Origin of the sequence: Nocardioides terrigena, from assembly GCF_003047265.1 — a bacterium.
GTDB lineage: Bacteria > Actinomycetota > Actinomycetes > Propionibacteriales > Nocardioidaceae > Nocardioides > Nocardioides terrigena.
The window spans coordinates 126,263-151,630 of record NZ_PZYY01000003.1; the positions used below are offsets into that span (position 1 = coordinate 126,263).

Sequence of the window (25,368 nt, forward strand, 5' to 3'; positions counted from 1 at the left end):
TCTCGAGCCTCGCGCGGGAGTCCGACGGGGGACAGGGGAGAGGGTCTGCTGTCAGCGGGCCCTACGTCCCGTGCCTCAGCCCGCCAGCGCCTCGAACGCCTGGAAGACCATGAACGCGGGCCAGAAGAGGCCCTGGAAGAGCGACAGCACGTGCTCCCAGAAGCCGTCCGCCTGCTGCCAGAAGAAGACGAGCGCCCCGAAGACGCCCAGTCCGTAGATCGCGCCGCCACCGGCGGCTCCGGCGTTGTTGTCGGCCACGTGGACCTCCTCGATCGGGTGGGACCACCAGCATCGACCCGGGCCGCGCGCTCGCGCAGGAGTCGAAGGTCCTCCCGTACGGGCACACCGGCCTAGCGGCCCAGCGCGTCGTCGAGGAAGGCGACCACGTGTTCCTCCCACGCGTCGGGTGCCGTCGCCAGACCCTGCGTGTGGCCGGCACCGGCCACATTCCACGTCGTCACACCGGTGGTGCTGCCTTCCCTCACGTGGTCGGCGGCGAGCGACTCGTTGGGCACGTCGCCGGCCGTGACGAGGAGGAAGGCCGCGGGATCGGGTCGTCGCGTGGCGACCGACACGGAGCGTCGGAGGGGGACGGGCTCCGGGGCGCTGGTCAGCAGACCGGCGAGGCCGTAGGTGACCCGGTCGACGCGCTGCTGAAGCTCGCCGCGCACGCCGTACGCGTCGAGGTAGCCCTTGTCGGCCGCCACCCGGTGCGTCGCGCCCTCCGCCACCACGGCACGGACCCGCTCGTCCGCGCCGGCCGCCCCGATGGCCTGCTCGCCTCCCATGGACATTCCGACGAGCCCGATGCGAGCGGACTCCACGTCCGGCCGCGCTGCCAGGAAGTCCACGGCACCGGACGCGTCGGACTCGCCGAACCAGCCGAAGTCCATGCCCCGACCGGCGCTCTGCCCGTGGCCGCGCGCGTCGAACAGCAGGACCCCGTAGCCGTGGTCGGCCAGCACCCGGGCATGGTCCAGGACTGCGGACCGCGTGGAGCCTGCCCCGTGCATGAGGACGACGGCGGCGCCGTTGCGGGAAGGGACGTACCAACCGGCCAGCGCGGTGCCGTCACTGCTGGGGAACGTGACGTCCGAGTAGACCAGCCCGACGTCCGCGGGTGTCCGGCCATCGAGCGCGGGGCGCGGAGGGAACGACGCCGCCACGGCCTGGCCGAGGGTCCAGAGGGCCAGTGCGGTCGCCACCAGCAGGAGCGCGACGACCGGCGCCCACCACCGGCGCCGGGTCGCCCCCAGGATGCGTCCTGCCGCCCACAGGGCGGCGACCAGACCACCCGCCAGGAGCAGGTAGCCCGTGAGGGCCCCGGGTCCGAGCCCCTCCGCGGCGTGGTGGCGCGGGCCCAGCCCGACTCCCACGGCGAACACCACCAGGCCGGCGCAGAGCACGCCGAGCCGGACGGTGCCGGTCACGACGAGGCGGACCCCATCTCGAAGACCAGCCGTGCGGGGACCTCGCCGGACAGCACCTCGTCGAAGCACTCGTTGACGTCGTCGAGCCGGCGACTCTCCGTGACGACCCGGGTGAGCCCGCGGGCGTGGAGGTCGAAGCAGGTCGCCAGGTCGTTGCGGGTCCCGACGAGGGAGCCGATCACCGAGATGCCCTTGAGGACCGTCTCGAAGACGGGCAGCTCGAGCCGGTTGTCCGCCGGCAGTCCCACGATGACCAGCCGACCGTTGGGGTTGAGGGCCGCGTGGGCGGCGCGCATGGCGGCGGGGGAGGGCACCGTGACGAGGGCGATGTCGACGCCGCCGAGGGCCTCGAGCTGCGCCTGCTGGTCGCCGCGGGCGTCGACGACGTGGTCGGCGCCGAGGTCCTTGGCGAGCTGCAGCTTGTCGTCGTGGACGTCGACCGCGACGGTGCGCGTGCCGAAGACGCGGGCGTACTGCAGGCCGAGGTGGCCCAGCCCTCCGATGCCGACCACCATCGCGGTCTCGCCGGGCTGCGGGTGCGCCACCTTGAGCGCCTTGTACGTCGTGACGCCGGCGCAGGTCAGGGGAGAGGCGTCGATGGAGGCGACCGCGTCGGGGACGGGCACCACGTGGCTGGCCCACGCGACGGCGTACTCGGCGTAGCTGCCGTCCATCGTGTAGCCCATGTAGGCCGGGCTGGTGCAGTAGGTCTCCCACCCGTCCACGCAGTAGCGGCAGCTGCCGCACGCGTGGCCGAGCCACGGCAGCGCGACGCGCTGGCCCACGGCGACGGGGAGGTCCCCCTCCCCGACGGCCTCGATGATCCCGACGCCCTCGTGGCCCGGGATGAGCTGGTCCTTGGGCTTGACCGGCCACTCACCCCGAGCCGCGTGGATGTCCGTGTGGCACAGGCCGCACGTCTCGATGCGGACCAGCACCTGGCCGGGGCCGGCCTCGGGCACGGGCACGTCGCGGATCTCCAGCGGGGCGCCGAGGGTGGGGACGACTGCAGCCTTCATGGTCTTCTCCTGGGGAGCTCGGGGGCTGCCCGGCGCCGGCTGCGGCGCCTGGCGGGGTGTCTCCGAGCCTCCTCCCGCCGGTCCGGCCGGCGTCAGGGCCGAACGGCCACCAAGGAGAGGACCAAGGGTGCTCAGCGACTAGCGGCGACCCAGGGCGAAGTAGGCCACGGGGCCGACCGGCTGGACCAGGGTCGCGAGCGCCCACGCCGCCTTGGGGCCGCGGACCCCCGACGCCGGCCGCGAGGCCAGGTCGCGCCAGGCGGCCAGGGTCAGGACGACCTCGACGGCACCGACCACGATGATCGTGCGCTGCTGCGACGGGCTGAGCTCGGACCACGACTTCTGTGCCATCCGTCGAGAGTACGCAGGAAGCACCTGCCTCGGGAAGGGCGCGGCCTACTGGACGCAGCCGGTCCCGACGCACGTGGCGAAGGCGTTGAGCCGGGACGCGAGGTTGGTGAGGGTGGCGGCCGGAGGGTTGTTGGCCGTGCTCGCGTCCCCGAGCAGGTTGGTGTGCTCGTTGGGGTCGTTGGTCAGGTTGTAGTACTCCCGGGCGATGATCGCGCCCTGCGCGTTGTAGGTGTGCACGTACTTGACGGTCCTGGTGCGGATCATCCGCCAGGACGGGATGTTGGGGTTGGCGCTCTCGTCGACGTCGTACTCGGCGTAGACGGTGGTCCGGGCCGAGGGGGAGAGCAGGGACTCGCCGTCGAGCCGGGGCGCGGCAGCCGGGACGGTGATGCCCGCGGCCGCCAGCACGGTGGGCAGGATGTCCACGAGCGTGACGAGCCGGGTGGTGTCGGTCCCGGCGGTGACGTGTCCCGGCCAGCGGACGAGGAGCGGCGTCCGGATGGACGGCTCGTAGGGCGTGAACTTCTCCCACCGGCCGTGCTCGCCCCACAGGAACCCGTTGTCGGACGAGAGGACGACCAGGGTGTTCGAGAGCACGCCGCGGTTGGACAGCAGCTGCATCGTGGCGTCGAACTGGTCGTCGGCGGACATGATCGCCCGCATCTGGCTGGCGCACATCGTCTGTGCCTTCGCCGTCGAGTAGTTCATCTGGCGGACGTACGCCGGCTTGTCGCTGCGGTCCGGCTCCGGGACACCGGAGCAGGTGCCCACGGGGGAGGAGGCGTACTTCGTCTCCGGGACGGCCCGCTGGGTCGTGGTGCCGTTGGTCGTGACGTTGACCCAGTGCGGAGCCTGCGGGGTCTCGTAGAGGAGGAACGGCTCGGCGCGGTTGAGCGACGTCGTGAGGTACTCGCGGCCGCGGGCGCCCAGCGACGTGGTGTTGTAGCCCGTCAGGGTGCCCGCCACCCCGTCGACCCGGCTCGCGACGTTGTTGTAGCCACCCCAGATCACCGTCGAGTGGTCGAAGCAGGGGGGTCGCTGGGTCTTGGGCCAGGTGGTGAGGAACTTGCCCGCGATGTACGTCGCGTAGCCCGCGCGATCGAAGTAGCAGGCCAGTGAGTACTGCGACGGGAACTGCGGGCCCGCCTGCTGGTCGAGCACGCCGTTGTTGTGGGGATAGCGACCGGTCATCATCGAGGCGCGGGACGGGCAGCAGGACGGGTCGTTGACGAAGGACTGGGTGTAGCGCCGCCCGGTGTTCATCCACTGGCGGGCCTTGGGCATGTACTGCAACGGGTCGATGCTGCCGGGGAAGGCGTCGCGCAGGTCGTCGAGGTGGTAGATGAACACGTTCGTCCCGGTGAGCGCGGCGGCGGCACGGGCCGGTGGTGGGGGAGCCTCGGCTACCGAGGGGGCGGGACCGGACGGGCCGAGCATGGCGAGCGCCAGCAGGGTCGCCATCACCGCGGCTCGCACGCGGCGGTGTCGGCTCACGGTGCATCGCCTCCTGGATGTGTCCACTGTCGAGTCTCGCGCCGCAGGGACCGCACCGGAATACGGGAAACCCCGTACTGCGGACCGGTCGCCGCGTCGGTCCGTCCGGCCCGAATTGTCGGTAAAGGCGTTGCCCGGACCGGGTTCGTGCTGCCGCCCCGGTGACCATGGAGAGTGGGGACGCTGTCCGGGAGGAGAAGGGTGGAGTCACTGCAGGACCCTCTGGAGCGCTGGGCGGTCTTCGTGGTCGAGCGGGCTCGCGGTGCCGGTGACCCGTTCCCCGTGCTGGACATCCAGCAGCTCTTGCGCGAGACGTACGGCGGCCCGGTGCGGTGGACGACCGGGCCCGAGTCCGACGGCTGCCGACTGCCGGTCTCCTCGCTGCGCGAGGCGGACAGAGGAACGAGCCAGGAGCTGGTGATCCCGGTTCGGGTCCGAGGGACCGGGCGAGGAGCCTTCGTGGTGTCCCGAGGAGGCGATCGGACCCGCGGACCGGAGGACCTCCTCCTGGCGCACCAGGTCCAGGCTCTGCTGGTGCTGCTCGACCGGCTCAACGGCGAGGCCGCTCGCGCGGGCAGTGCTGTCGCTGCTGTGCCAGGGCCTCACCCAGGACGCGATCGGGAGGAGGCTGGGCTGCTCGACGCGGACGGTCGAGAAGCACCTGGAACAGATCTACCGCACTCTGGGCGTGCACGACCGGCTCGCCGCCATCCGGTGCGCCGAGGACGGAAACCCCGAATGACATCGGTGTAGTTCGGCTCCAGGGCAGCGGGCTGCCCGTGTGCCTCCGGCTGGCCGCGCCCGTGCTGATCTAGGGTCCTACGTCACAGTCCGACGAGGGGGATCGTCATGGAAGCGGATCATTACGACGGGTTTGCCGAGGCCTACGCGCGGCAGAACGAGACGGGCCTGTTCAACGCCCACTACGCGCAGCCCGCGATGCTCGACCTCGCCGGGGAGGTCGCCGGACGGCGCATCCTGGACGCCGGCTGCGGCGCGGGACCCCTCGCGGCGGCCCTGCGTGATCGAGGCGCGGAGATCACCGGCTTCGACTCGAGCCCGGCGATGGTGGAGCTGGCGCGGCGGCGCCTCGGGACGGGCACCGACGTGCTCGTGGCCGACCTCGCCGAGCAGCTGCCGTTCGCCACGGGGGAGTTCGACGACGCGGTCGTGTCTCTGGTGCTGCACTACCTCGAGGACTGGTCGGGCCCCCTGGCGGAGCTGCGCCGGGTGGTGAGGGCGGGCGGGCGGCTGATCCTCGCGGTGAACCATCCGGTGATCCGCCCGGTCGTCTACCCGGACGAGGACTACTTCGTGACGTCGTCGTACACCGAGGACTACACCTTCGACGGGCACACCGTGGACCTCACGTTCTGGCACCGGCCGTTGCACGCGATGACCGACGCGTTCACCCGGGCCGGTTTCCGGATCGCGGTCATCAGCGAGCCGCCGTTCTCGCCGGACACACCGCGTGAGCTGCTGCCGCCCGACCTGGGTGACCGCACGTCGTTCCTCTGTTTCCTCTTCTTCGTCCTCGAGGCAGTCTGAGAGGAGATGGCTGCGGGGAGGGTCGAATGACACCGGTGTCGTGCCCGGATCGACGTGTGTTGACATAATGTCAGTTATCGGCGATGTCCGGACCTGAGTAGACGTAGGTGGGATTACTCCCGTTCCTCGACCACGAACTCGTTGCTTCAGGTCAACTCGCTGCTCAATGGCCGACGCTCGTCGTGAGGTCGGCGCCGAAGACCAACGCCGGGCCCCCGTTCTTGTGAATCTCACGCTCGAGCGCCAGCCCGATCTTCGCTGCCACCCCCTGGGAGGCGACGTTGTCGGGCCGGATGATCGCGATCAGGTGATCGATGCCCGCATCGCCGGCGGCCTCGCGGACCGCTGCAGCCGCTTCGGCGGCGTATCCCTGACGACGGAGCGAGGATCGCACGTGCCAGCCGGCCTCGACCAGCCACTGGCCCTCCACCTCCTGCATGGTCAGCCCGCAGTCGCCGACGAACTCGCCGGAGTGGGTCTCGATGATCCAGAGCCCGAATTCGTGGTCGGCGTAGTTGTTGAGATTCCACTCGATCCAGCCCGTCGCGCCGCGGGAGCCGCCGATCTCCAAGGTCGCGATGTCGGGGAGGTCTGCCTCGGTCATCTCTCGAAATCGGAGCCGGGGTGTGGCAGCGGGCAACACGTCGGTCACGGTACGACAGGGCGTGACCATGGGATCGAGTGGTCGCTCACTCGCCCAGACGTCGCAACACCTCGTCGTACCTGTCGCGTGCTTGGGCCGACAGCTCGCGCACATCGGTCTCGTACAGACGCCCGGGTGACGCACAGGAGTCTGGCCGGACCAAGGACTCGCGAGGGCTGACGCCGTCATGCTCTGCGATCTCGCCGACAACCCGCTCGTCGTCCTTGCCCATGAAGGCACCCCGCGTCCGTCAGCCATGTGGCGGGCGGTCGATGTCACGCCCTCCGTGTTCAAGGTATAACCCACCACGGGGCTTGCCGCAAGACCCTGGTCATGGCCCAGAATCCCGGCTCCAGCCCGCCGTACAGAACCACCGGAGCCACCACCTGTGACACACCAGACCACCGACGTCTTCTCCCTGGCCGAGCACCCGGCCAAGGCCGACCCACGACTCATCGCCGCCGACGAGGCCCACTTCGCGGCCATCGCCGACAGCCTCCAGCTCTCCCTCGCCGACCTGGCGGACCGCCGCGACGCCGCGCTGAGGCTCCCGGGTGGCACCGACCAGGCGGCCATGGACCGCGACGAGGAGGTGCACCGCATCTCCGTCCGGCTGCGCACCCTGAGCCGCTACTCCCTCGACCTGTGCCTGGGTCGCGTCGTCGGCACGGACGGCGAGACCCTCTACATCGGGCGCCTCGGCCTCACCGGTGGCGACGGGCAGCGGCTGCTCGTCGACTGGCGCTCCCCCGCGGCCGAACCCTTCTTCGGAGCCACCCACGCCCGCCCGATGGGCCTCGCGAGCCGCCGGCGGTACCGCTGGACGCGTGGCCGGGTCACCGACTACTGGGACGAGGTCTTCACGTCCGACGGGCTCGAGGGGCACGCGGCACTCGACGACCAGTCCGCCTTCATCGCCACCCTGGGCAGCAGCCGCTCTGCACAGATGCGCGACGTGCTCGGCACGATCCAGGCCGACCAGGACGCCATCATCAGGGCCGGATCGCGTGGTGTGCTCGTCGTCGACGGCGGGCCCGGCACGGGCAAGACCGTCGTCGCGCTGCACCGCACGGCGTACCTGCTCTACTCGGACCCTCGGCTCGGCGATCGCCGTGGCGGTGTGCTCTTCGTCGGCCCGCACCAGCCCTACCTCACGTACGTCGGTGACGTCCTGCCCAGCCTCGGTGAGGAGGACGTGCGGACCAGCACCCTCCTGGACCTGCTGCCCGAGGGCGCGACGGCCGTGCCCGAGACCGACCCCGCGGTGGCCCGGCTGAAGTCCTCGGCCGACATGGTCCGGGCGATCGAGCCGGCCGTCCGGTTGTACGAGGAACCGCCCACCACCGGTATGGAGCTGGAGACCCCCTGGGGTGACGTCTGGCTCAGCCCGAGCGACTGGGCCGAGGCCTTCGAGACACCTGCCCCGGGCACTCCCCACAACGAGGCCCGCGACGAGGTCTGGGAGGAGCTGCTGACCATCCTCGTGGACAAGCACGAGGCCGACGAGGACGTCTCCCCCGACCTCGTACGCCGGTCGCTGAGGCAGGACGCCGACCTGGCCACCGCCTTCAACCGGGCATGGCCTCTCATCGAGGCGACGGACCTCGTGGGTGACCTGTGGGAGGTGCCGGCCTACCTGCGCATGTGCGCGCCCTGGCTCTCGCCCGAGGAGGTCCGTGCCCTGCAGCGCACGGACGCTCGCGCGTGGACCGTGTCCGACCTGCCGCTCCTCGACGCGGCCCGCCGGCGACTCGGCGACCCGGAGGCCTCGCGGCGACGACGTCGACACGAGGCGGCCGTCGCCGCCGAGAGGGCCCGGATGGACCGGGTCGTCGACGAGCTCCTGCAGCTCGACGACGAGGAGGGGCTCATGGCGCAGCTGACGCAGGGTGGCATCCGCGACGCCCTCGTCGACGACGCTGCGCTGCCCGGCGGCGAGCGCGACCAGCTCGCCGGGCCCTTCGCCCACGTGGTGGTCGACGAGGCGCAGGAGCTGACCGACGCCGAGTGGCAGATGCTCCTCCAACGGTGCCCGTCCGGGAGCCTCACCATCGTCGGCGACCGTGCCCAGGCCCGCCACGGGTTCGCGGAGTCGTGGGAGGAACGGCTCGAGCGCGTCGGACTCGACCGGGTGCGCCTCGCGTCCCTCACCCTCAACTACCGCACGCCCGAGGAGGTCATGGCGGAGGCCGAGCCGGTGATCCGCGCCGCCCTGCTCGATGCCAACGTCCCCACCTCGGTCCGCAGCACCGGGGTGCCCGTCCACCGCGGGTCGGTCTCCGAGCTGCACGCCGTGGTCGAGCAGTGGCTCAGGGAGCACCCCGAGGGCACGGCCTGCGTCATCGGCGACCCGTCGTACGCCGCGACGGACCGGGTCCGGTCGCTCTCCCCCGTGCTCGCCAAGGGGCTCGAGTTCGACCTGGTCGTGCTCGTCGATCCCGAGGCGTTCGGCACCGGCATCGAGGGGGCCGTGGACCGGTACGTCGCGATGACACGCGCCACCCAGCGGCTAGTGGTCCTGACCGTCCCCTAGGTCGGCGCCGGGACCCGTGCGGTGCGGCGCCGACGACGGCGCAGCGTGCTCGGCAGGGTCAGGATGAGGGCGAGCGCGACACCGATGACAGCCCCGATGGAGTTGGCCACGACGTCGCGGGGGTCCGGGACGCGGCCCGGGATGGAGCGCTGCGCGGTCTCGATGGCCGAGGTGAGGGCGATGCTGCCCGCCACGGCCACCCACCACAGCCGTGAGCCGAACAGCAGCAGCACGAACACACCCACGGGGACGAACAGACCGATGTTGGCGAGGAACTCCACCCGATCCACGCTGAGTCGCGCCGTGACGGGGTCGAGGTCGGGATACCGCTCCAGCCGGGCCAGCACCCGCGCCGCCAGGGCCGAGTAGTCCGGTTGCTCGGAGGCCGGGGTCAGGGTCACCAGGCCGACGAAGCCGAGGTAGGCGAAGGTGAGCAGGCTCAGGAAGGGATGACGGTGGAACACGTCCCCATCATCGCGGTGCCGACCAACGCACCGCTCATCCGTCCGTCCCCCGCTGGTCCCGGGTGAGGTGCAGCAGCCACTGCGTGCCGCCGGTGTGGATCAGCGCATACCGGCGTACGCCGTGGCGACCGTGCAGCGCGAAAAGGAGCCGGCGCTCGGTGCGGTCCAGCTCCTCCCACGTGCCGTCGTCGGCGATGGTCTTGTGCTCGTCCTCGTAACCGGCGTGCTCGAGCTCGTGGTCGTCGACCGCGATCGCCAGCCGGTCGTGGGCGGAGTCGTCGGGCAGGCCCTTGGGCACCGCCCAGCTCCGGAGCACGCCGTCCTCCTCGAGCCGCAGGTCGAAGTGCGGGCTTGGCCTGCGGTGGTCGTGGAGCACGAAGCGTCTCTCCCCCGTCATGCCTCGACCCTGCCACGTGGTGACCGCCCGGCGGGCAGGATGGACGCGTGCCCGAGGGAGACAGCGTCTGGAAGCTTGCCCGACGGCTCGACCGCCAGCTGACCGGCCGCACGGTGCTGCGCTCCGACTTCCGTACGCCGCGGCTCGCGACCCGCGACGTGTCCGGCAGGACCGTGGCGGGGCACGCCACGCACGGCAAGCACCTGCTCACCCGGCTGGGCGGGCTCGACGACTCCCCGCCGGTCCCTGCACAGCCACCTGCGCATGGACGGGTCGTGGACCACGACCGGACCGGGCAAGCGCCTCCCGGCCCGGGTGATGGCAGACGTCAGGCTGGTGCTGGCCCTCGACGACGGGCAGACGACCCACGGGATCAAGCTGCACGACCTCGAGCTGGTGCCGACCGCGGACGAGTCCCGCCTGGTCGGCCACCTCGGCCCGGACCCGTTGCGCGACGACTGGGACGCCGACGAGGCGGTCCGCCGGCTGTGCGCCGATCCGACGCTCCCACTGGTGAGTGCGCTGCTCGACCAGCGGCTGGTGGCCGGGCTCGGCAACCTCTGGGCCAACGAGCTGGCGTTCCTCACCGGGGTGAGCCCCTGGACGCCCGTCGGCGACGTCGACGTACGACGACTGGTCGAGCGGGCGGCGACCATGCTGCACCACTCGGCCACCGTGCCGCAGGCCTACCAGGTGACGACCGGGTCGATGTGGCCCGGCACGGACCACTGGGTCACCGGCCGCCAGCGACGCGGCTGCCTGCGCTGCGGCACCGCGGTCCGGGTGGTCGCCGAGATCCCGGGTGACGCCGGCAACCGACGGACGTGGTGGTGTCCCCGCTGCCAGCCGGGTCCCGGTCCCGAGGCACGGCGACGCTCGCACGCCACCGGCTGAGGCCGCCGTCTCCCGGGCTCAGGCCCCGACGTACGCCGCAAGGTGCTGGCCGGTGAGGGTCGGACGCTTCGCGACGAGGTCGGCGGGAGTGCCCTCGAAGACGACGAGGCCGCCGTCGTGGCCGGCGCCCGGGCCCAGGTCGATGATCCAGTCGGCGTGGGCCATCACGGCCTGGTGGTGCTCGATCACGATCACCGACTTGCCCGACTCGACCAGGCGGTCAAGCAGGCCGAGGAGGTTCTGCACGTCGGCGAGGTGGAGGCCTGTCGTGGGCTCGTCGAGGATGTAGACGTCGCCCTTCTCGGCCATCTGGGTGGCGAGCTTGAGCCGCTGGCGCTCGCCGCCTGACAGCGTGGTGAGCGGCTGCCCGAGGCTGAGGTAGCCCAGGCCGACGTCGCGGAGCCGGTCGAGCACCTTGTGCGCCGCAGGCGTCCTCGCCTCGCCGTCGGAGAAGAACTCCTCCGCCTCCAGGACGGACATGGCCAGCACCTCGGCGATGTTCTTGCCGCCGAGGGTGTACTCGAGCACCGCGGCCTGGAAGCGCCGGCCCTCGCACTCCTCGCAGGGCGACTCCACGGTGGCCATCACCCCGAGCTCGGTGAAGATCACTCCGGCGCCGTTGCAGGTCGGGCAGGCGCCCTCGGAGTTGGAGCTGAAGAGCGCGGGCTTGACCCCGTTGGCCTTGGCGAAGGCCTTGCGGATCGGCTCGAGGAGCCCGGTGTACGTCGCGGGGTTGCTGCGGCGCGAGCCCTTGATGGCCCCCTGGTCGACGACGACCACACCGTCCCGGCCAGCGACGGAGCCGTGGATGAGCGAGCTCTTGCCCGAGCCGGCTACGCCGGTGACGACGCACAGCATGCCGAGCGGGATGTCGACGCTGACGTCCTTGAGGTTGTGGGTCGACGCACCCTTGACCGCGAGCCGCCCGGAGGCCTCGCGCAGGGTGTCCTTGAGGGTCGCCCGGTCGTCGAGGTGCCGTCCGGTCACGGTGTCGCTCCCCCGCAGCCCCTCGACGGTGCCCTCGAAGCAGACCTCCCCGCCGGCCGTCCCGGCCGCAGGCCCGAGGTCGACGACGTGGTCGGCGATGGCGATCGTCTCCGGCTTGTGCTCGACCACGAGCACCGTGTTGCCCTTGTCGCGCAGCTGGAGGAGCAGCTGGTTCATCCGCTCGATGTCGTGCGGGTGGAGCCCGATGGTCGGCTCGTCGAAGACGTAGGTGACGTCGGTGAGCGACGAACCGAGGTGGCGGATCATCTTGGTGCGCTGCGCCTCTCCCCCGGACAGCGTGCCGGCAGGCCGGTCCAGCGAGAGGTAGCCCAAACCGATCTCGGTGAACGAGTCGAGCAGGTGCTGCAGCCCCTTGAGCAGCGGGGCGATCGACGGCTCGTCGAGCTCGCGGACCCAGTCGGCCAGGTCGCTGATCTGCATCTGGCAGAGCTCGGCGATGTTCTTGCCCTCGACCCTGGACGACAACGCCTCCCGGGTCAGCCGGGTGCCCTCGCACTCGGGGCAGGGCTGGAAGGTCACCGCGCGCTCGACGAAGCGGCGTACGTGCGGCTGCATCGCCTCCGGGTCCTTGGACAGCATGGACTTCTGGATCTTGGGGATGATGCCGTCGAAGGTGAGGTTGATGCCCTCGACCTTGATCTTGGTCGGCTCGGCGTAGAGCATCGTGTCGAGCTGCTTCTTGGTGAACGACGAGATGGGCTTGTCCATCGGCAGCCCGACGCCCTCGAAGAGCCGGCCGTACCACCCGTCCATCGAGTAGCCCGGGATCGTCAGGGCACCCTCGCTCAGCGACTTGGAGTCGTCGTACAGCGCGGTGAGGTCGATGTCGCTCACGTTGCCCATGCCCTCGCAGCGCGGGCACATGCCGCCGAGGTAGACGGCGTCCTTGACCACGCTCTTCTCGGTGCGCCCGCCCTTGTCGGTGGACATGACGCCGCTCGCCTTGCGGGTCGGGACGTTGAAGGAGTAGGCCGTGGGCGGGCCGACGTGGGGCGTGCCGAGGCGGCTGAAGAGGATCCGCAGCATCGCGTTGGCGTCGGTGGCGGTCCCGACCGTCGAGCGCGGGTTGGCCCCCATCCGCTCCTGGTCGACGATGATCGCCGTCGTGAGTCCCTCGAGGAAGTCCACCTCGGGCCGGGCGAGGCTGGGCATGAAGCCCTGCACGAAGGCGCTGTAGGTCTCGTTGATCATCCGCTGGGACTCGGCGGCGATGGTCGCGAAGACCAGCGAGCTCTTGCCGGACCCGGACACCCCGGTGAAGACGGTCAGCCGCCGCTTGGGCAGCTCGACGCTGATGTCCTTGAGGTTGTTCTCCCGCGCGCCCTGCACGCGGATCAGGTCGTGGCTGTCGGCGGCGTGCGCCCCGGTCGTGGCCATGTCTCAGCGTCCCTCCGTGCGTCCGACCGCCCCGCGGTCACCCCTCCGTGTGGTCCCGATCCAACCAGAGATCGCGGACAGGGGCAGTCCTCAGCGCCAGCCCAGACCGGGGGCGACGTCCCGCAGCACCGTCTCGAGGAGGTGGGCGTTGTAGTCGACGCCGAGCTGGTTGGGGACCGTCAGCAGCACGGTGTCGGCGGTCGCCACCGCCTCGTCCTGGGCCAGCTGCTGCACGAGCACGTCGGGCTCGGCGGCGTACGTCCGGCCGAAGATCGCCCGCATCTGCGGCTCGATCTGCCCGACCTGGTCGGTGCTGTCGCCCTGGTGGCCGAAGTAGGCCCGGTCGAGGTCGGTGGTGATGGGCATGATCGAGCGGCTCACCGACACCCGCGGCTCGCCGTCGTGACCCGCATCCTTCCAGCTGTCGCGGAAGGCCTCGACCTGCTTGCGCTGCTGCACGTGGAAGGGTTCCCCGCTCTCGTCCTGCTTGAGGGTCGAGCTCATCAGGTGCATGCCCATCCGGCCGGCCCACCGGGCGGTCGAGTCGGAGCCGGCTCCCCACCAGATGCGCTCGCGGAGGCCCTCGGAGTAGGGCTCCAGGGGCAGCAGGCCGGGCGGGTTGGGGAACATCGGGCGCGGGTTGGGTCGGGCGAACCCGGCTCCCGAGAGCATCCGCAGGAAGACCTCGGTGTGCCGTCGCGCCATGTCCGCGTCGGTCTCCCCCTCCTCCGGCTCGTGGCCGAAGAGCCTCCACCCGTCGATCACCTGCTCCGGTGATCCGCGGCTGATGCCGAGCTGCAGCCGACCCTCCGAGATGAGGTCCGCGGCGCCCGCGTCCTCGGCCATGTAGAGCGGGTTCTCGTAGCGCATGTCGATGACGCCGGTGCCGATCTCGATCCGGCTGGTGCGGGCCCCGACGGCCGCCAGCAGCGGGAACGGGCTGGCCAGCTGCCGCGCGAAGTGGTGCACACGGAAGTAGGCCCCGTCGACCCCGAGCTCCTCGGCGGCCTCGGCCAGCTCGATGGACTGGAGCAGCGTGTCCGACGCGGTGCGGACCTGCGAGTGCGGCGTGTCGGACCAGTGGCCGAAGTTGAGGAACCCGATCTTCTTCATGCCGGGTACAACACCGGGGCGCCGAGGATCTTCCCGGTCCCGTCGCGCGGACCGCGCACCAGCCGGGAGCCCGGGCCCCCTAGCCTCCACGCATGAGCGGTACGACGACCAACGCGGGCACGTCGGACGCCGTCGTTGCCGGCGTGGTCACCGCCCTCGTGGGGTTCACGTCGTCCTTCGCGGTGGTGCTGACGGGGCTGACCGTTGTCGGTGCCGACCGCCAGCAGGCCGCGTCGGGACTGGCGGTGGTGTCGGTGACCATGGGGCTCGGCTGCCTGCTGCTGTCGCTGCGCCACCGGATCCCGGTGACCATGGCGTGGTCGACGCCGGGAGCCGCGCTACTCGCCGGGGCCGCCGTCCCGGCTGCGGGGTGGGCCGGCGCCGTGGGGGCCTTCGCGTTCGCGGGACTGCTCTACCTGCTCACGGCCGTCGTCCGGCCCCTGGGCACCTGGGTGAGCCGGATCCCCGCCCCCATCGCGAGCGGCATGCTGGCCGGGGTGCTCCTCACCCTCTGCGTGGCGCCCTTCCGGGCGCTGGCCGACGACCCCGCGACGATCGCGCCGGTGCTGCTCACCTGGCTGGTCCTGCTGCGGGTGGCGCGGCGCTGGGCCGTCCCGGGCGCCCTGCTGGCTGCCGGCGTGGTGATCGCCGTGGCCGGTCAGCCGCTGCCGGAGGGGTCGCTGCTGCCTGCCCTGACCTGGACCACGCCGGTGCTCGACTGGGGTGCCGTGGTCGCGATCGGGCTGCCCCTCTACCTCGTCACCATGACCGGGCAGAACATCCCCGGTGTGGCCGTGCTCGAGTCCTTCGGCTACCGCGCCCCGCTGCGTCCCGCGCTCGGGTGGGCCGGTGTGGCCACCGTCGCCACGGCGCCCGCGGGCGGTTACAGCATCAACCTGGCCGCGATCTCGGCCGCGCTGGCGGCCGGCCCCGAGGCCGGTCCCGACCGGGACCGCCGCTGGATCGCCGGCGTCGCCTGCGGGGCGGCGTACCTCTGCCTCGCGCCCCTCTCCGTGCTCGTCACCGCCCTCAGCGCGGCGGCTCCCGCGGGCATCATCACCGCGGTCGCCGGGGTGGCCCTGCTCGGGACGTTCGCCGCATCGGCGACCGCGGCGCTGGCCGATCCGCTGCACCGCGAGGCCGGGGCGGTCACCTTCCTGGTGGCCGCCTCCGGGCTCTCCTTCGCCGGCGTCAGCCCGGCCTTCTGGGCGCTGGTCATCGGTGGTCTCGTGCTCCTCGTCACCCGCGCCGGACGTCGTACGACGCCCTGACGCAGCGTCCGCCTCCCAGGGGTGAGGCGAGCGTCGGTCCCGGGTGACAGGGTCGGGCCATGACAAGCCACGACGACCAGCTCGGCACCGTCACCGAGATCATGCGCGACACCCGGATCGCGGTGCTGACCTACCACTCCGCCGAGGGCACCCTGGTGTCCACCCCGATGGGGACCCAGGACTTCGAGACCCCGTCGACGGTGTGGTTCATCACCGAGCGCGACACCGACAAGGTGCACGCGATCACGGCCGACCCCCGCGTCAACGTCTCCTACTCGAGCAAGTCGGGCTGGGTGTCCCTGACCGGCACCGCCCGGGTCAACGAGGACCGCGCCAAGCTCCGCGAGCTGTGGGACGCCTCGGCCGGCATCTTCATGTCCGGTGGTCCCGACGACGAGGGCAACGTGCTGCTCGAGGTCAGCGGCGTGACCGCCGAGTACTGGGAGTCCCCGGGCAAGGTGTCGATGGCGATCGGCCTGGCGAAGGGCCTGGTCAGCGACGCCGAGCCCGACCTCGGGGACAACGACACCGTCACGCTGTAATGGGTCGCATGAGCGACCACCTGGAGACACCCGAGGAGTTCCACGCCCGCGTCGCGGCGGCGACCGACGCCGAGGGGCGGCTGCCGGTCGCCGTCACCGAGATGCCGGGGTGGGACATCTTCCCCTTCGAGATCGACTCGCTGCGCATCAAGCCGCTGCAGCCGCTCGCGGACGCGGAGCCGCCGCGGCGGGGCGAGGACCCGGCAGACTGCTGGTGTGCCGCGGCGCCGGCCGACGACCCGGAGCGGACGGTCTGGAGCAACGAGCGCTGGATCCTCACGCTCGACACCTCCATGCGCCTGCCGATCGCGGTCAACCTGCTCCCCCGCGAGCACTGTGACCTCACCGACGTCCCCGACGACCTGGCCGGGGAGATGGGCCGGCTGGTGGTGGCGGTCTCGGCCGCGATCGAGTCGCTGCCGGGCGTGGGTCGCGTGCAGCTCGCCAAGTACGGCGACGGCGGCGCCCACCTGCACCTGTTCCTCTTCGGCCGCCCGGCCCGGATGCTCCAGCTCCGCGGGTCACCGCTCCTGGACTGGGAGGAGAACCTCCCGGCCGTGCCGCTCGAGGTGCACCGGGCGCACGCGACGCACGTCGCCGCGCGGCTCGTCGAGCGCGTCGGCGGCACCGGCCCCGCCTGGAGCTGAGCCGCGGGACGTATCAGGACCGGGGCCTCGGCGATCCGTCGAGGTGAGTACCACCCCGCGTGACCAGGGGGCATGGCCCGAACGGGTCATCTTCATACCGCATACGGCGTGTTTGCGCGGGGATCGCGTCAGGACCGGCCATCTCGCGTGTCACGGTGAAGACACGCCCGACAGCAACGAAGCTCAGGAGCAGGACCATGTGGGACACCGTCGACACCACCGGAACGCATCTCTCGCACGACATGCCGTGCACCGGCTGCGGCCACGCCGCGCACAGCTACCTCCCGTGCTCCGACGCGTGCACCTGCGCCCATGGGCGCATGCTCGCCGCCGCCAGCTGACCCCGCTGCCCGCTGGCCCCTCCGGGTGTCAGTCGCCGAGGGCGTAGTCGGCGACCTTCGTCAGGCGCGGCGAGTCGTGGTCACCGCCGACCACCTTGCTGCTCACCCACCACATCCGCAGCGACCCCGGCGCCAGCTCGAGGAACGCCAGGTTGTTGTCGAACCACGGCCCCTCGGCGTACTTCCACGTGATCGGGCTGGTCGGCACCTTGGTCGACCGCGACGCCAGCCGACCGAGCGGCCCCGCCACGCCGTAGCTGAGGACGGCGGTGGCGAAGCGCATGTTGCGCGAGAGCGGGTTGCGGATCGGCGAGCAGACCGCCTGGATCAGCCGGCTCTGCAGTGCGGGGCTCCGGCGTGCCGTACGACGCGACAGCCGCGCCTCGCTGACGTAGCTGTGGTGCACGTCCCCGGACAGGAAGGTGACGCTGGAGGGTGCCCGGCCGCGCTGGCCGGACGCGACCTCGATCGCCATCTCCGCCACCCGGCTGAAGCTGTCCTGGAAGGCCGCCCAGTGCTCGAGGTCGACGAGCTGACGGGCCCACTCCCCCACGCTGGCGCCGCGCTTGCCCCACGCCCCCGCGGCCATGGCCTCGCCGGCCGCCTCGAGATGGTGCAGCCCGCGGGCCAGCATGAACGGCAGGGACGTGCCGATGATCAGGTGGTCGACGTCGCCGCGCATGTGCTCGTCGAGCCAGGCCAGCTCGTCGGGGTCGAGCAGCGCCCGCTGGTCGGGCTCGAGCACGCGCGCTGCGCGGGAGTCCACGACGACGAGCCGGGCCTGGTCGCCGTACTCGCGGGCGTAGCTCCAGCGGTAGGTCGTCGGCTCCTGGTCCACCCGCTCGGCGAAGGCGTCGAGCACGTCGGTGAGGTCGAGCTCGTCGTCGCCCTCGTGCTCCACCACTCGCTGCCAGATCTCGTCCTCGAGGCGCTCGCTGGGCGACAGGTTGCCGAGGTGCTGGTAGACCCAGTACGACGCGAGCCCGGCCACGATCCGGCCGTGCCACCACGAGGTGGCCTCCATCTCGTCGCGCCAGGCCTGCGAGGTGTTCCAGTCGTCGCGGATGTCGTGGTCGTCGAAGATCATCGCCGTCGGCAGCGTCGAGAGCAGCCAGCGGTTGGTGGCGTCCGTCCACGCCAGGGAGTAGAGGTGGGCGTACTCCTGGAAGTCCTGGAGCTCGGTCCACGGCGGCTGCTCGATGTCGCGGCGGGCGCTGATGAACTCCCGCATCTCGTCGGTGGTCTCGTCGGCGTAGACCTGGTCGCCGAGGAAGAGCACCAGGTCGGGCCACCGCGGCTCGAGGAGGTCGGTGTCGCCGTCGGCGTCGTGCGCCTCGGCCTGACCGGCCATCCGCAGCGCGTAGGTGCGCAGTGCGTCGATGCCGTGGGTGTCGTTGCCCTTCTTGTCGTGCCCGACCGAGGTGCGGCAGGACCCGAAGGCCAGGCGCAGCGGCTTGTCCGGCACCAGCGTCGCGATCACCGGGTCCGGGAGCGCCGAGTCCTCCGGCGGCCACACCGTCCGGTCGTCGATCGCCACGGTGTACGCCGCCCGCGAACCCGGCTCGAGGCCGTCGAGCTCGACGAGGGCGTAGTGGTGCCCGTGCACGACGAACGTGCCCGCCGACCAGGACTCGCCGTCGCGGGTCACCGTGACCCGGGCGCGGTCGCGGGTCTCGACCCAGACGGACGCCGAGGTCTCGTCGACGTGGCGCAGCAGCGGGCCGACCACCAGGTCGGCCGAGGTGGCGGTCATCTCACGGCTCCAGGAGGACCTTGATGGCCCGACGCTCGTCCATGGCGCGGTAGCCCTCCGGGGACTGCTCGAGCGGCAGGGTCATGTCGAAGACCAGCCCGGGGTCGATCGCGCCGCTCAGGGTGAGCTCGAGCAGCTCGGGGAGGTACTTGCGGACCGGGGCCATGCCGCCGGCCAGGCCGATGTTGCGCTGGAACATCCGGCGCACCGGCAGCTCCACCCCGTGCGGCACGCCCACGAAGCCCACCGTCGAACCGGGTCGGGCGATCGAGAAGGCCTGCTTGATCGACTCGTCGGTGCCGACGCACTCGAGCACGGCGTCGGCGCCCACGCCGTCGGTCAGCTCGGCGATCCGCTCGGCGCCCTCCTTGCCCCGCTCGGCGACGACGTCGGTGGCCCCGAAGCGACGGGCGATCTCCTGGCGGGGCTCGTGGCGCGACATGGCGATCACGCGCTCGGCGCCGAGCTGGGCGGCGGCGAGCACGCCGCACAGGCCCACGGCGCCGTCGCCCACCACCACGGCGGTGCTCCCCCGCGTCACGCCGGCCGAGACGGCGGCGTGCCACCCGGTGGCCATCACGTCGGAGAGGGTGAGCAACGAGGGGTAGAGCGAGCGGTCGGGCAGGCCGTCGGTCTTGACCAGCGACCCGTTGGCCTGGGTGACCCGGGTGTACTCCGCCTGGCCGCTCGAGGTGAAGCCGAGGTTGACGCACCCCGAGTGCGCGCCGGCGCGGCAGTGCACGCAGGTGTTGTCGCAGTGGTCGAACGGCACGATGACGAAGTCGCCGGCGCGGAAGTCGGTGACCTCGCTGCCGACCTCCTCCACGACCCCGATGCACTCGTGGCCGATGGTGTCGCCGGCGGTGATGTCGTTGTGGCCGCGGTAGGGCCACAGGTCGGAGCCGCAGATGCAGCCCGCGGCCACCTTGACGATGGCGTCCGTGGGGGCCTCGATGGTCGGGTCGGGGACGTCCTCGACCCGGATGTCGCCGGGGGCATGGATGGTCGTAGCGCGCATGTCGGCGATCCTTGCACGCCCCCGGAGGAGGCGCGCGACACGGCGTTCGCCAAGTGTTGTCGTATCTCATATCTGAGATACCGTGGCCGGCATGGAGACCGACTACAAGGGACGCATCGGCAACCTGATCCGGGACGCCCGCAAGCACCGGGGCCTCACCCAGCACCAGCTCGCCGAGCTGCTGGCCACCAGCCAGAGTGCCATCAACCGCATCGAGAAGGGCCACCAGAACCTCTCGCTCGAGATGCTGGCGCGCATCGGTGCCGCGCTCGACTCCGAGATCGTCGCCCTCGGCGCCGGCCCCACGCACCTGCGGGTCAACGGCCCGACGACGCTGTCGGGATCGATCGAGGTCAAGACCTCCAAGAACGCCGGTGTCGCGCTGCTCTGCGCCTCGCTGCTCAACAAGGGCCGTACGACGCTGCGCAAGGTCGCGCGCATCGAGGAGGTCAACCGGCTGCTCGAGGTGCTCGGCTCCCTCGGCGTGCAGACCCGCTGGCTCAACGACCAGAACGACCTCGAGATCATCCCCCCGGCCGAGCTCGACCTGGCCCACATCGACGAGGCCGCCGCGCGGCGAACCCGCTCGGTCATCATGTTCCTCGGCCCGCTGCTCCACCGCTACGACGAGTTCGACCTCCCGTACGCCGGCGGCTGCAACCTCGGTGAGCGCACGGTCGAGCCGCACATGTCGGCGCTGCGCCCCTTCGGCCTCGACGTCAAGGCCACCGACGGCAGCTACCACGCGATGGTCAACCGCACCATCGAGCCGGAGCGTCCGATCGTCCTCACCGAGCGCGGCGACTCGGTGACCGAGAACGCCCTGATGGCCGCGGCGCTGCGTCCGGCCACGACGGTGATCCGCAACGCCTCGTCCAACTACATGGTCCAGGACCTGTGCTTCTACCTCCAGAAGCTCGGCGTGACCGTCGAGGGCATCGGCACCACCACGCTCCGGGTGACCGGCTGCGAGCGGATCGACGTCGACGTGGACTACTCCCCCTCCGAGGACCCGATCGAGGCGATGTCGCTGCTGACCGCCGCCATCGTCACCAAGTCGTCGATCACCATCACGCGCGCGCCGATCGAGTTCCTCGAGCTCGAGCTCGCGATCCTCGAGGAGATGGGCTTCCTCTACACCAGCTCCGAGGAGTACGTCGCGGCCAACGGCCGCACCCGCCTGGTCGACATCACCACGCACCCGAGCTCGCTGCGCGCGCCGCTGGACAAGATCCACCCGATGCCGTTCCCCGGCCTCAACATCGACAACCTGCCGTTCTTCGCGGCCATCGCTGCCGTGGCCGACGGACAGACGCTGCTGCACGACTGGGTCTACGAGAACCGCGCGATCTACTTCACCGAGCTCAACAAGCTCGGCGCCCAGGTCAAGCTGCTCGACCCGCACCGGGTGCTCGTCGAGGGGCCCACGCACTGGTCCGGCGCCGAGATCGTCTGCCCGCCGGCCCTGCGACCGGCGGTCGTGATCCTCATCTGCATGCTGGCCGCCAAGGGCAGCTCGGTGCTGCGGTCGACGTACGTCATCCACCGCGGCTACGAGGACCTGGCCGAGCGGCTCAACCAGCTGGGTGCCAACATCGAGACGTTCCGCGACATCTGAGCACCGCGCTCACTACTGTCGCAGTGGCCGCCTGACGGACGTCAGGCGTACCAGCATCCGGGGGGATCATGAACACGCCGACGAGGCGGCTGCTCGGCCTTGCCGCCGTCGTGGCCGTCGTGGCCGCCTCGTGCAGCGCGCTCACCCGTGAGCCCGAGCTCGACCCGCCGCCCTCGTTGAGCGTGCAGACGGGTCCCGGGGCCCGGTTCGTCGGCACGGCGGCGGGCTTCTCGGACTGGTACGGCCCCGGGTCGATGCGGCACGTGGGCGCGACCGAGGCCGGCCGGGCCGCCCTCGAGATCACCGCCGAGCCCGGCGGGCTGCAGGCCAACGCCCGCAAGGCGCTCGTCCCACTGCGGGACGGCTCCCCGTTCTCCTGGTCGTTCTCGGTGCGGACCGCGGACTGGAGCCAGGTCGCCAACATCCAGTTCCGGCTGCACACCACCGACGACGACTTCTTCTACGCCAACGTGCGTGACCGCACGGCCCGCACCGCGCTCGTGGACGACGCGTGGCAGCGCGTGCAGCTCTCCCGGGCCGACTTCCTCACCGTCGGCGCGCCCGACTGGCGCCGTCTCGAGGCCGTCTCGTTCGCCGTGTGGGGGTTCACCGACGGCGAGGACGGGCCGACCTCGCCGACCGTCCTGGTCGACGAGGTCCAGACCCATCCGCGCCTCGACCGGTCGGCGCCGGGCGCCGGCGTCGTGACGCTGTCCTTCGACGACGGGGACGAGTCGGTCGCCGACGCCGCCCGCCTGATGCGCGAGCACTACTTCCGGGGCACGGCGTTCGTGGTGCCCGCCCTGGTGGACGAGCCGGGCTTCCTTGACGGGGGTGACCTCGAGTCCCTCGACGATCTCGGGTGGGACCTCGGCGGCCACAGCGACATCCCGCTGACCGAGCTCAGCACGGAGGCGCTCGAGGACAACGTGGAGGCCACGGCGCGCTGGTTGCGCGAGCGCGGGTCGCGGGGCAGCCACCTCTACGCCTACCCCAACGGCGCCGTCGACCCGGAGGTGCGTCGCGTCGTCGCCGACTACTTCTCGGTCGGCCGCACCATCAACGAGAACGTGCAGCCGGTCGGCGACATCGACCCCTACGCCGTGAAGTCGCTGAACGTCTACTCCGACCAGAGCCTCGAGGACGTCATCCGGATCGTGGACGCGAGCGTCGACGCCCGCGACTGGCTGGTGCTGACCTTCCACCGCGTCGGCGACGAGACCGGCGACGGCCTGGACTGGACGACCGAGAAGTTCGGCGGTCTCCTCGACCACCTCGCGGCGCGCGGCATCGAGGTGCAGCCGATGAGCGAGGTCCTCGCGCCGATGTGACGCTCCGACCCGACCCGTCGGCTCAGCCGAAGAGTGTCTCCACCCACGCCCTCGACCGCTTGGCGGCGGCCGGGGGCGCGGTCATGTCCGGGGTGATGCGGGGCAGGGGTGCAGTGCGCGTGGCCGATCCGGCGTGCCAGTCGGTCTCGGCCTCGACGAGCGTGCCCAGGTCGGCACGGTCGAGGAAGACTCCGTGACCTTCAGGGCACTGGCTGACGGTGGCGAGGCCCACTGAGCGCTCGCGCATCTCGGTCCCGCAACGCGGGCAGGTGAGGGGCTCCATTTCCCAGACGGTACTCCCGGTGGGGCCCATACTGCTCGCGTGACACGGCCCGAGTCCCGCAGGCGCCCCACGGTGCTCGCCTTCGCCCACCGCGGTGGTGCCTACCACCCGGAGGTCGAGGGCCTCGAGAACACCATGGCGGCCTTCCGCCACGCGGTGTCCCTCGGCTACCGCCACCTCGAGACCGACGTCCACGTGACGCGCGACGGCGTGCTGCTCGCCTTCCACGACACGGTCCTCGACCGGGTCACCGACCGGGTCGGCTCGATCGCCGAGACGTCGTACGCCGAGGTGCAGCAGGCCCTGATCGGCGGCCGCGAGCGGGTGCCCACCCTCGCCGAGCTGTTCGACGCGTTCCCGGCGGCGCGCTTCAACATCGACCTCAAGTCGGACGGGTCGGTGCCGGCGCTGGCCTCGTTCCTCGACGAGCGCGAGGCGTGGGACCGCGTCGTGGTCGGGTCCTTCTCCGTCCGCCGGATGCGGGCCTTCCGCCGGTTGACCGGTGGTCGGGTCGCGACGTCGGCGCACCCCCTCGAGGTGGCGGCGTACGTCGTCGTGCCGAGCGCCCGGCTGGTCCGGCGGCTCACCGGCGACCACCCGCGGGCCCTGCAGATCCCGCACCGCCAGGGACGGCTCGTGGTGGCCTCCCCCGGCCTGGTGCGCCGGGCGCACGCCAACGGCGTGGAGGTCCACGTGTGGACGATCGACGACCCCGACGAGATGCACGTGCTGGTCGACCGTGGTGTCGACGGCCTGATGACCGACCGCACCGACATACTCAGGGACGTGCTGCGCAGCCGTGGCCTGTGGGAGGAATCATCGTGAAGGACTCTGACGTGCCGGCCGGTGTCGCCGACCTGCGGCCCCTCGAGCAGGCCCGGGAGCAGAAGGCCTGGTACTGGTACGACTGGGCCAACAGCGCCTACGTCACCACCATCGCGACGGTGCTGCTGGCGCCCTACCTCATCGCGATCGCCGAGGAGGCCGCGGTCGACAACCGCATCAGCGTCCTCGGGCTGTCGGTGGCGCCCGGTTCGCTCCCGTCGTACCTCGTGACGTTCTCCACGATCCTCTCCGCGCTGATCCTCCCCCCGCTCGGCGCGATGATGGACCGCACCGAGAAGAAGAAGCAGTGGCTGGCCGGCTTCGCATGGACCGGCGCGGCGTTCGCCTCGCTGCTGTGGTTCGCCCGCGGGGAGAACTGGCAGATCGGCGCGGTCGCCGTCATCGGCGCCAACCTCTGCCTGGCTGCGTCGATGGTCGTCAACGACTCGATCCTGCCGCTCATCTCCGACGAGGCCAACCGCGACCGGGTGTCCTCGCGCGGGTGGGCCTTCGGCTACCTGGGGGGCGGCCTGCTGCTCGCCGTCAACCTCGCGATCGTCACGCTGCTGCCCTTCGGGCTGACCACCGGGGAGGCGGCGCGCATCTGCATGCTCTCCGCCGCGATCTGGTGGGCGGGCTTCACCATCATCCCGTTCGTGCGGCTCAGCAACCACCCGCCGGCCAACGTGGAGCCGGCCGAGGGCAACGTCGTCGCCCGCAGCTTCGGACAGCTCGTCGCGACCCTGCGTGACATGCGCAACTACCCGATGGCGCTGACCTTCCTGCTGGCCTACCTCTTCTTCAACGACGGCATCCAGACCGTCATCGCCAGCTCCTCGACGTACGGCTCCGAGGAGCTCGGCCACGGGCAGTCGGTCCTCATCGGCACCATCCTGCTCGTGCAGTTCGTCGCGTTCTTCGGGGCGCTGCTCTTCGGTCGCCTCGCCCAGCGGCAGGGCGCCAAGAAGACGATCCTCATGGGCCTGGTCATCTGGATGGTCATCGTGACGGCGGCCCTGTTCCTGCCGGCCGGCAACGTGGCCCTCTTCATGGTCTTCGGCGTCGCGGTGGGCATCGTGCTCGGCGGCACCCAGGCACTGGCGCGGTCGTACTTCTCGCTGCTGATCCCGCGGGGCAAGGAGGCCGAGTACTTCAGCTTCTACCACGCGATGGACCGCGGCACGTCGTGGTTCGGGACCCTGGTGTTCGGCCTCACGTTCCAGTTCACCGGCTCCTACCGGCCGGCGGTCTTCGCGCTCATCGTGTTCTTCCTCGTCGGCGGCTACCTGCTCACCCGCGTCGACACCGAGCGCGGCATCCGCGACGCCGGCAACGCCCTGCCCGCCGTGGTCTGACCCGTTCTCCGTGCACTGCACCCGATCGGGTGGTCCACGACCGCGTGATTGGTTGAACCTTGGCGTTCCCCGCTACCTTGGAAGGAACAGGGGACGAGCGACGCTCCCGAAAT

Annotated in this window: 26 protein-coding genes; 12 read left to right on the plus strand and 14 right to left on the minus strand. The window is 71.3% G+C overall.

From position 1 onward, the window contains the following. Positions 1-75: 75 nt before the first annotated feature. The 5 genes from DAE25_RS07335 to DAE25_RS07355 all read right to left on the minus strand — a co-directional run bounded on the left by DAE25_RS07335 (position 76) and on the right by DAE25_RS07355 (position 4,294). The gene (locus DAE25_RS07335; RefSeq protein WP_107765573.1) at positions 76-258 is read right to left on the minus strand and encodes a hypothetical protein; all 183 of its coding nucleotides are present in this window, start codon (positions 256-258) and stop codon (positions 76-78) included. A 92-nt stretch (positions 259-350) separates the two neighbouring features. Then, positions 351-1,430 carry an alpha/beta hydrolase gene (locus DAE25_RS07340; protein ID WP_107765574.1) on the minus strand — a complete coding sequence of 360 codons (1,080 nt, stop codon included), beginning with the start codon at positions 1,428-1,430 and terminating at the stop codon, positions 351-353. Continuing rightward, positions 1,427-2,449 carry a zinc-dependent alcohol dehydrogenase gene (locus DAE25_RS07345; protein ID WP_107765575.1) on the minus strand — a complete coding sequence of 341 codons (1,023 nt, stop codon included), beginning with the start codon at positions 2,447-2,449 and terminating at the stop codon, positions 1,427-1,429. Before DAE25_RS07345 ends, DAE25_RS07340 begins: the two co-directional genes overlap by 4 nt. 138 nt (positions 2,450-2,587) lie before the next feature. Next, positions 2,588-2,800 carry a PLD nuclease N-terminal domain-containing protein gene (locus tag DAE25_RS07350; protein WP_107765576.1) on the minus strand — a complete coding sequence of 71 codons (213 nt, stop codon included), beginning with the start codon at positions 2,798-2,800 and terminating at the stop codon, positions 2,588-2,590. Positions 2,801-2,845: 45 nt separating this feature from the next. Beyond that, a complete protein-coding gene (locus DAE25_RS07355; RefSeq protein ID WP_159083628.1) occupies positions 2,846-4,294 on the minus strand; it encodes a sulfatase-like hydrolase/transferase in 1,449 nt (482 codons plus the stop codon). A gap of 577 nt (positions 4,295-4,871) precedes the next feature. Between DAE25_RS07355 and DAE25_RS23490 the strand changes: the two genes are divergently transcribed. Next, positions 4,872-5,036, plus strand: a complete 165-nt coding sequence (locus DAE25_RS23490; protein ID WP_199907476.1) for a helix-turn-helix domain-containing protein — start codon at positions 4,872-4,874, stop codon at positions 5,034-5,036. Between the two features lie 107 nt (positions 5,037-5,143). Next, positions 5,144-5,842: a class I SAM-dependent methyltransferase gene (locus tag DAE25_RS07365; protein WP_107765579.1), complete on the plus strand. Its 699-nt coding sequence runs from the start codon at positions 5,144-5,146 to the stop codon at positions 5,840-5,842. 163 nt (positions 5,843-6,005) lie between these two features. Here the strand turns inward: DAE25_RS07365 and DAE25_RS07370 are convergent, their stop codons facing one another. Both DAE25_RS07370 and DAE25_RS07375 read right to left on the minus strand, forming a co-directional pair. After that, a complete protein-coding gene (locus DAE25_RS07370; RefSeq protein WP_407669338.1) occupies positions 6,006-6,599 on the minus strand; it encodes a GNAT family N-acetyltransferase in 594 nt (197 codons plus the stop codon). Continuing rightward, positions 6,532-6,717, minus strand: a complete 186-nt coding sequence (locus DAE25_RS07375) for a CopG family transcriptional regulator (RefSeq protein WP_107765581.1) — start codon at positions 6,715-6,717, stop codon at positions 6,532-6,534. The genes DAE25_RS07370 and DAE25_RS07375 overlap by 68 nt, the downstream gene beginning before the upstream one ends. Before the next feature lie 156 nt (positions 6,718-6,873). On the opposite strand from DAE25_RS07375, the gene helR reads away from it, so the two are divergent. Continuing rightward, positions 6,874-9,018 (plus strand): RNA polymerase recycling motor ATPase HelR, encoded by a 2,145-nt coding sequence (helR, locus tag DAE25_RS07380; RefSeq protein ID WP_107765582.1) that lies wholly within the window; start codon positions 6,874-6,876, stop codon positions 9,016-9,018. Here helR and DAE25_RS07385 read toward each other — a convergent pair. Then, positions 9,015-9,482, minus strand: coding sequence for a VanZ family protein (locus tag DAE25_RS07385; protein ID WP_107765583.1), 468 nt, complete (start codon positions 9,480-9,482; stop codon positions 9,015-9,017). The genes helR and DAE25_RS07385 overlap by 4 nt on opposite strands. Positions 9,483-9,516: 34 nt before the next feature. Next, positions 9,517-9,879: a DNA polymerase ligase N-terminal domain-containing protein gene (locus tag DAE25_RS07390; RefSeq protein WP_107765584.1), complete on the minus strand. Its 363-nt coding sequence runs from the start codon at positions 9,877-9,879 to the stop codon at positions 9,517-9,519. Between the two features lie 264 nt (positions 9,880-10,143). Between DAE25_RS07390 and DAE25_RS07395 the strand changes: the two genes are divergently transcribed. Next, a complete protein-coding gene (locus tag DAE25_RS07395; RefSeq protein ID WP_199907478.1) occupies positions 10,144-10,773 on the plus strand; it encodes an Fpg/Nei family DNA glycosylase in 630 nt (209 codons plus the stop codon). Between the two features lie 18 nt (positions 10,774-10,791). Here the strand turns inward: DAE25_RS07395 and DAE25_RS07400 are convergent, their stop codons facing one another. Next, positions 10,792-13,158 carry an ATP-binding cassette domain-containing protein gene (locus tag DAE25_RS07400; RefSeq protein ID WP_107765585.1) on the minus strand — a complete coding sequence of 789 codons (2,367 nt, stop codon included), beginning with the start codon at positions 13,156-13,158 and terminating at the stop codon, positions 10,792-10,794. A gap of 90 nt (positions 13,159-13,248) precedes the next feature. Next, a complete protein-coding gene (locus tag DAE25_RS07405; RefSeq protein ID WP_107765586.1) occupies positions 13,249-14,271 on the minus strand; it encodes an LLM class flavin-dependent oxidoreductase in 1,023 nt (340 codons plus the stop codon). 92 nt (positions 14,272-14,363) lie between these two features. Between DAE25_RS07405 and DAE25_RS07410 the strand changes: the two genes are divergently transcribed. From DAE25_RS07410 to DAE25_RS23495, 4 genes are all read left to right on the plus strand, one after another. Further along, positions 14,364-15,542, plus strand: coding sequence for a benzoate/H(+) symporter BenE family transporter (locus DAE25_RS07410; protein WP_107765587.1), 1,179 nt, complete (start codon positions 14,364-14,366; stop codon positions 15,540-15,542). A 59-nt stretch (positions 15,543-15,601) separates the two neighbouring features. Then, positions 15,602-16,084 (plus strand): pyridoxamine 5'-phosphate oxidase family protein, encoded by a 483-nt coding sequence (locus DAE25_RS07415; RefSeq protein ID WP_107765588.1) that lies wholly within the window; start codon positions 15,602-15,604, stop codon positions 16,082-16,084. A gap of 8 nt (positions 16,085-16,092) precedes the next feature. After that, entirely contained in the window at positions 16,093-16,731 is a 639-nt protein-coding gene (locus tag DAE25_RS07420) for a hypothetical protein (protein ID WP_107765901.1), read from the plus strand. 197 nt (positions 16,732-16,928) lie between these two features. Next, complete coding sequence (locus tag DAE25_RS23495; protein WP_199907479.1) at positions 16,929-17,072, plus strand: hypothetical protein; 144 nt, start codon at positions 16,929-16,931, stop codon at positions 17,070-17,072. Between the two features lie 28 nt (positions 17,073-17,100). Here DAE25_RS23495 and DAE25_RS07425 read toward each other — a convergent pair whose 3' ends face one another. Then, positions 17,101-18,825 (minus strand): alkaline phosphatase D family protein, encoded by a 1,725-nt coding sequence (locus DAE25_RS07425; RefSeq protein ID WP_107765589.1) that lies wholly within the window; start codon positions 18,823-18,825, stop codon positions 17,101-17,103. A 1-nt stretch (position 18,826) separates the two neighbouring features. Next, entirely contained in the window at positions 18,827-19,843 is a 1,017-nt protein-coding gene (locus DAE25_RS07430) for a zinc-dependent alcohol dehydrogenase family protein (protein ID WP_107765590.1), read from the minus strand. Between the two features lie 91 nt (positions 19,844-19,934). Here DAE25_RS07430 and DAE25_RS07435 point away from each other — a divergent pair, with 91 nt between their 5' ends. Both DAE25_RS07435 and DAE25_RS07440 read left to right on the plus strand, forming a co-directional pair. Beyond that, a complete protein-coding gene (locus DAE25_RS07435) occupies positions 19,935-21,461 on the plus strand; it encodes a helix-turn-helix domain-containing protein (protein ID WP_107765591.1) in 1,527 nt (508 codons plus the stop codon). Positions 21,462-21,529: 68 nt separating this feature from the next. Beyond that, on the plus strand, positions 21,530-22,792 hold the full coding sequence (locus DAE25_RS07440; protein WP_107765592.1) for a polysaccharide deacetylase family protein: 1,263 nt from the start codon (positions 21,530-21,532) through the stop codon (positions 22,790-22,792). A gap of 22 nt (positions 22,793-22,814) precedes the next feature. Here the strand turns inward: DAE25_RS07440 and DAE25_RS07445 are convergent, their stop codons facing one another. After that, the gene (locus DAE25_RS07445) at positions 22,815-23,075 is read right to left on the minus strand and encodes a TFIIB-type zinc ribbon-containing protein (RefSeq protein ID WP_159083629.1); all 261 of its coding nucleotides are present in this window, start codon (positions 23,073-23,075) and stop codon (positions 22,815-22,817) included. 39 nt (positions 23,076-23,114) lie between these two features. On the opposite strand from DAE25_RS07445, the gene DAE25_RS07450 reads away from it, so the two are divergent. Both DAE25_RS07450 and DAE25_RS07455 read left to right on the plus strand, forming a co-directional pair. Further along, positions 23,115-23,900, plus strand: a complete 786-nt coding sequence (locus DAE25_RS07450; RefSeq protein WP_234410910.1) for a glycerophosphodiester phosphodiesterase — start codon at positions 23,115-23,117, stop codon at positions 23,898-23,900. Further along, complete coding sequence (locus DAE25_RS07455) at positions 23,897-25,255, plus strand: MFS transporter (protein ID WP_234410911.1); 1,359 nt, start codon at positions 23,897-23,899, stop codon at positions 25,253-25,255. Before DAE25_RS07450 ends, DAE25_RS07455 begins: the two co-directional genes overlap by 4 nt. Positions 25,256-25,368: the final 113 nt, after the last annotated feature.

Coding starts and splice junctions, on each gene's coding strand:
- DAE25_RS07410 (WP_107765587.1), top strand. CDS start 14,364: ATGAGCGGTACGACGACCAACGCGGGCACGTCGGACGCCGTCGTTGCC.
- DAE25_RS07365 (WP_107765579.1), top strand. CDS start 5,144: ATGGAAGCGGATCATTACGACGGGTTTGCCGAGGCCTACGCGCGGCAG.
- DAE25_RS07370 (WP_407669338.1), bottom strand. CDS start 6,599: ATGTGCGCGAGCTGTCGGCCCAAGCACGCGACAGGTACGACGAGGTGT.
- DAE25_RS07435 (WP_107765591.1), top strand. CDS start 19,935: ATGGAGACCGACTACAAGGGACGCATCGGCAACCTGATCCGGGACGCC.
- DAE25_RS07430 (WP_107765590.1), bottom strand. CDS start 19,843: ATGCGCGCTACGACCATCCATGCCCCCGGCGACATCCGGGTCGAGGAC.
- DAE25_RS07375 (WP_107765581.1), bottom strand. CDS start 6,717: ATGGGCAAGGACGACGAGCGGGTTGTCGGCGAGATCGCAGAGCATGAC.
- DAE25_RS07425 (WP_107765589.1), bottom strand. CDS start 18,825: ATGACCGCCACCTCGGCCGACCTGGTGGTCGGCCCGCTGCTGCGCCAC.
- DAE25_RS07445 (WP_159083629.1), bottom strand. CDS start 23,075: ATGGAGCCCCTCACCTGCCCGCGTTGCGGGACCGAGATGCGCGAGCGC.
- DAE25_RS07350 (WP_107765576.1), bottom strand. CDS start 2,800: ATGGCACAGAAGTCGTGGTCCGAGCTCAGCCCGTCGCAGCAGCGCACG.
- DAE25_RS07440 (WP_107765592.1), top strand. CDS start 21,530: ATGAACACGCCGACGAGGCGGCTGCTCGGCCTTGCCGCCGTCGTGGCC.
- DAE25_RS07390 (WP_107765584.1), bottom strand. CDS start 9,879: ATGACGGGGGAGAGACGCTTCGTGCTCCACGACCACCGCAGGCCAAGC.
- DAE25_RS07420 (WP_107765901.1), top strand. CDS start 16,093: ATGAGCGACCACCTGGAGACACCCGAGGAGTTCCACGCCCGCGTCGCG.
- DAE25_RS07395 (WP_199907478.1), top strand. CDS start 10,144: ATGGACGGGTCGTGGACCACGACCGGACCGGGCAAGCGCCTCCCGGCC.
- DAE25_RS23495 (WP_199907479.1), top strand. CDS start 16,929: ATGTGGGACACCGTCGACACCACCGGAACGCATCTCTCGCACGACATG.
- DAE25_RS07405 (WP_107765586.1), bottom strand. CDS start 14,271: ATGAAGAAGATCGGGTTCCTCAACTTCGGCCACTGGTCCGACACGCCG.
- DAE25_RS07400 (WP_107765585.1), bottom strand. CDS start 13,158: ATGGCCACGACCGGGGCGCACGCCGCCGACAGCCACGACCTGATCCGC.
- DAE25_RS07415 (WP_107765588.1), top strand. CDS start 15,602: ATGACAAGCCACGACGACCAGCTCGGCACCGTCACCGAGATCATGCGC.
- DAE25_RS07345 (WP_107765575.1), bottom strand. CDS start 2,449: ATGAAGGCTGCAGTCGTCCCCACCCTCGGCGCCCCGCTGGAGATCCGC.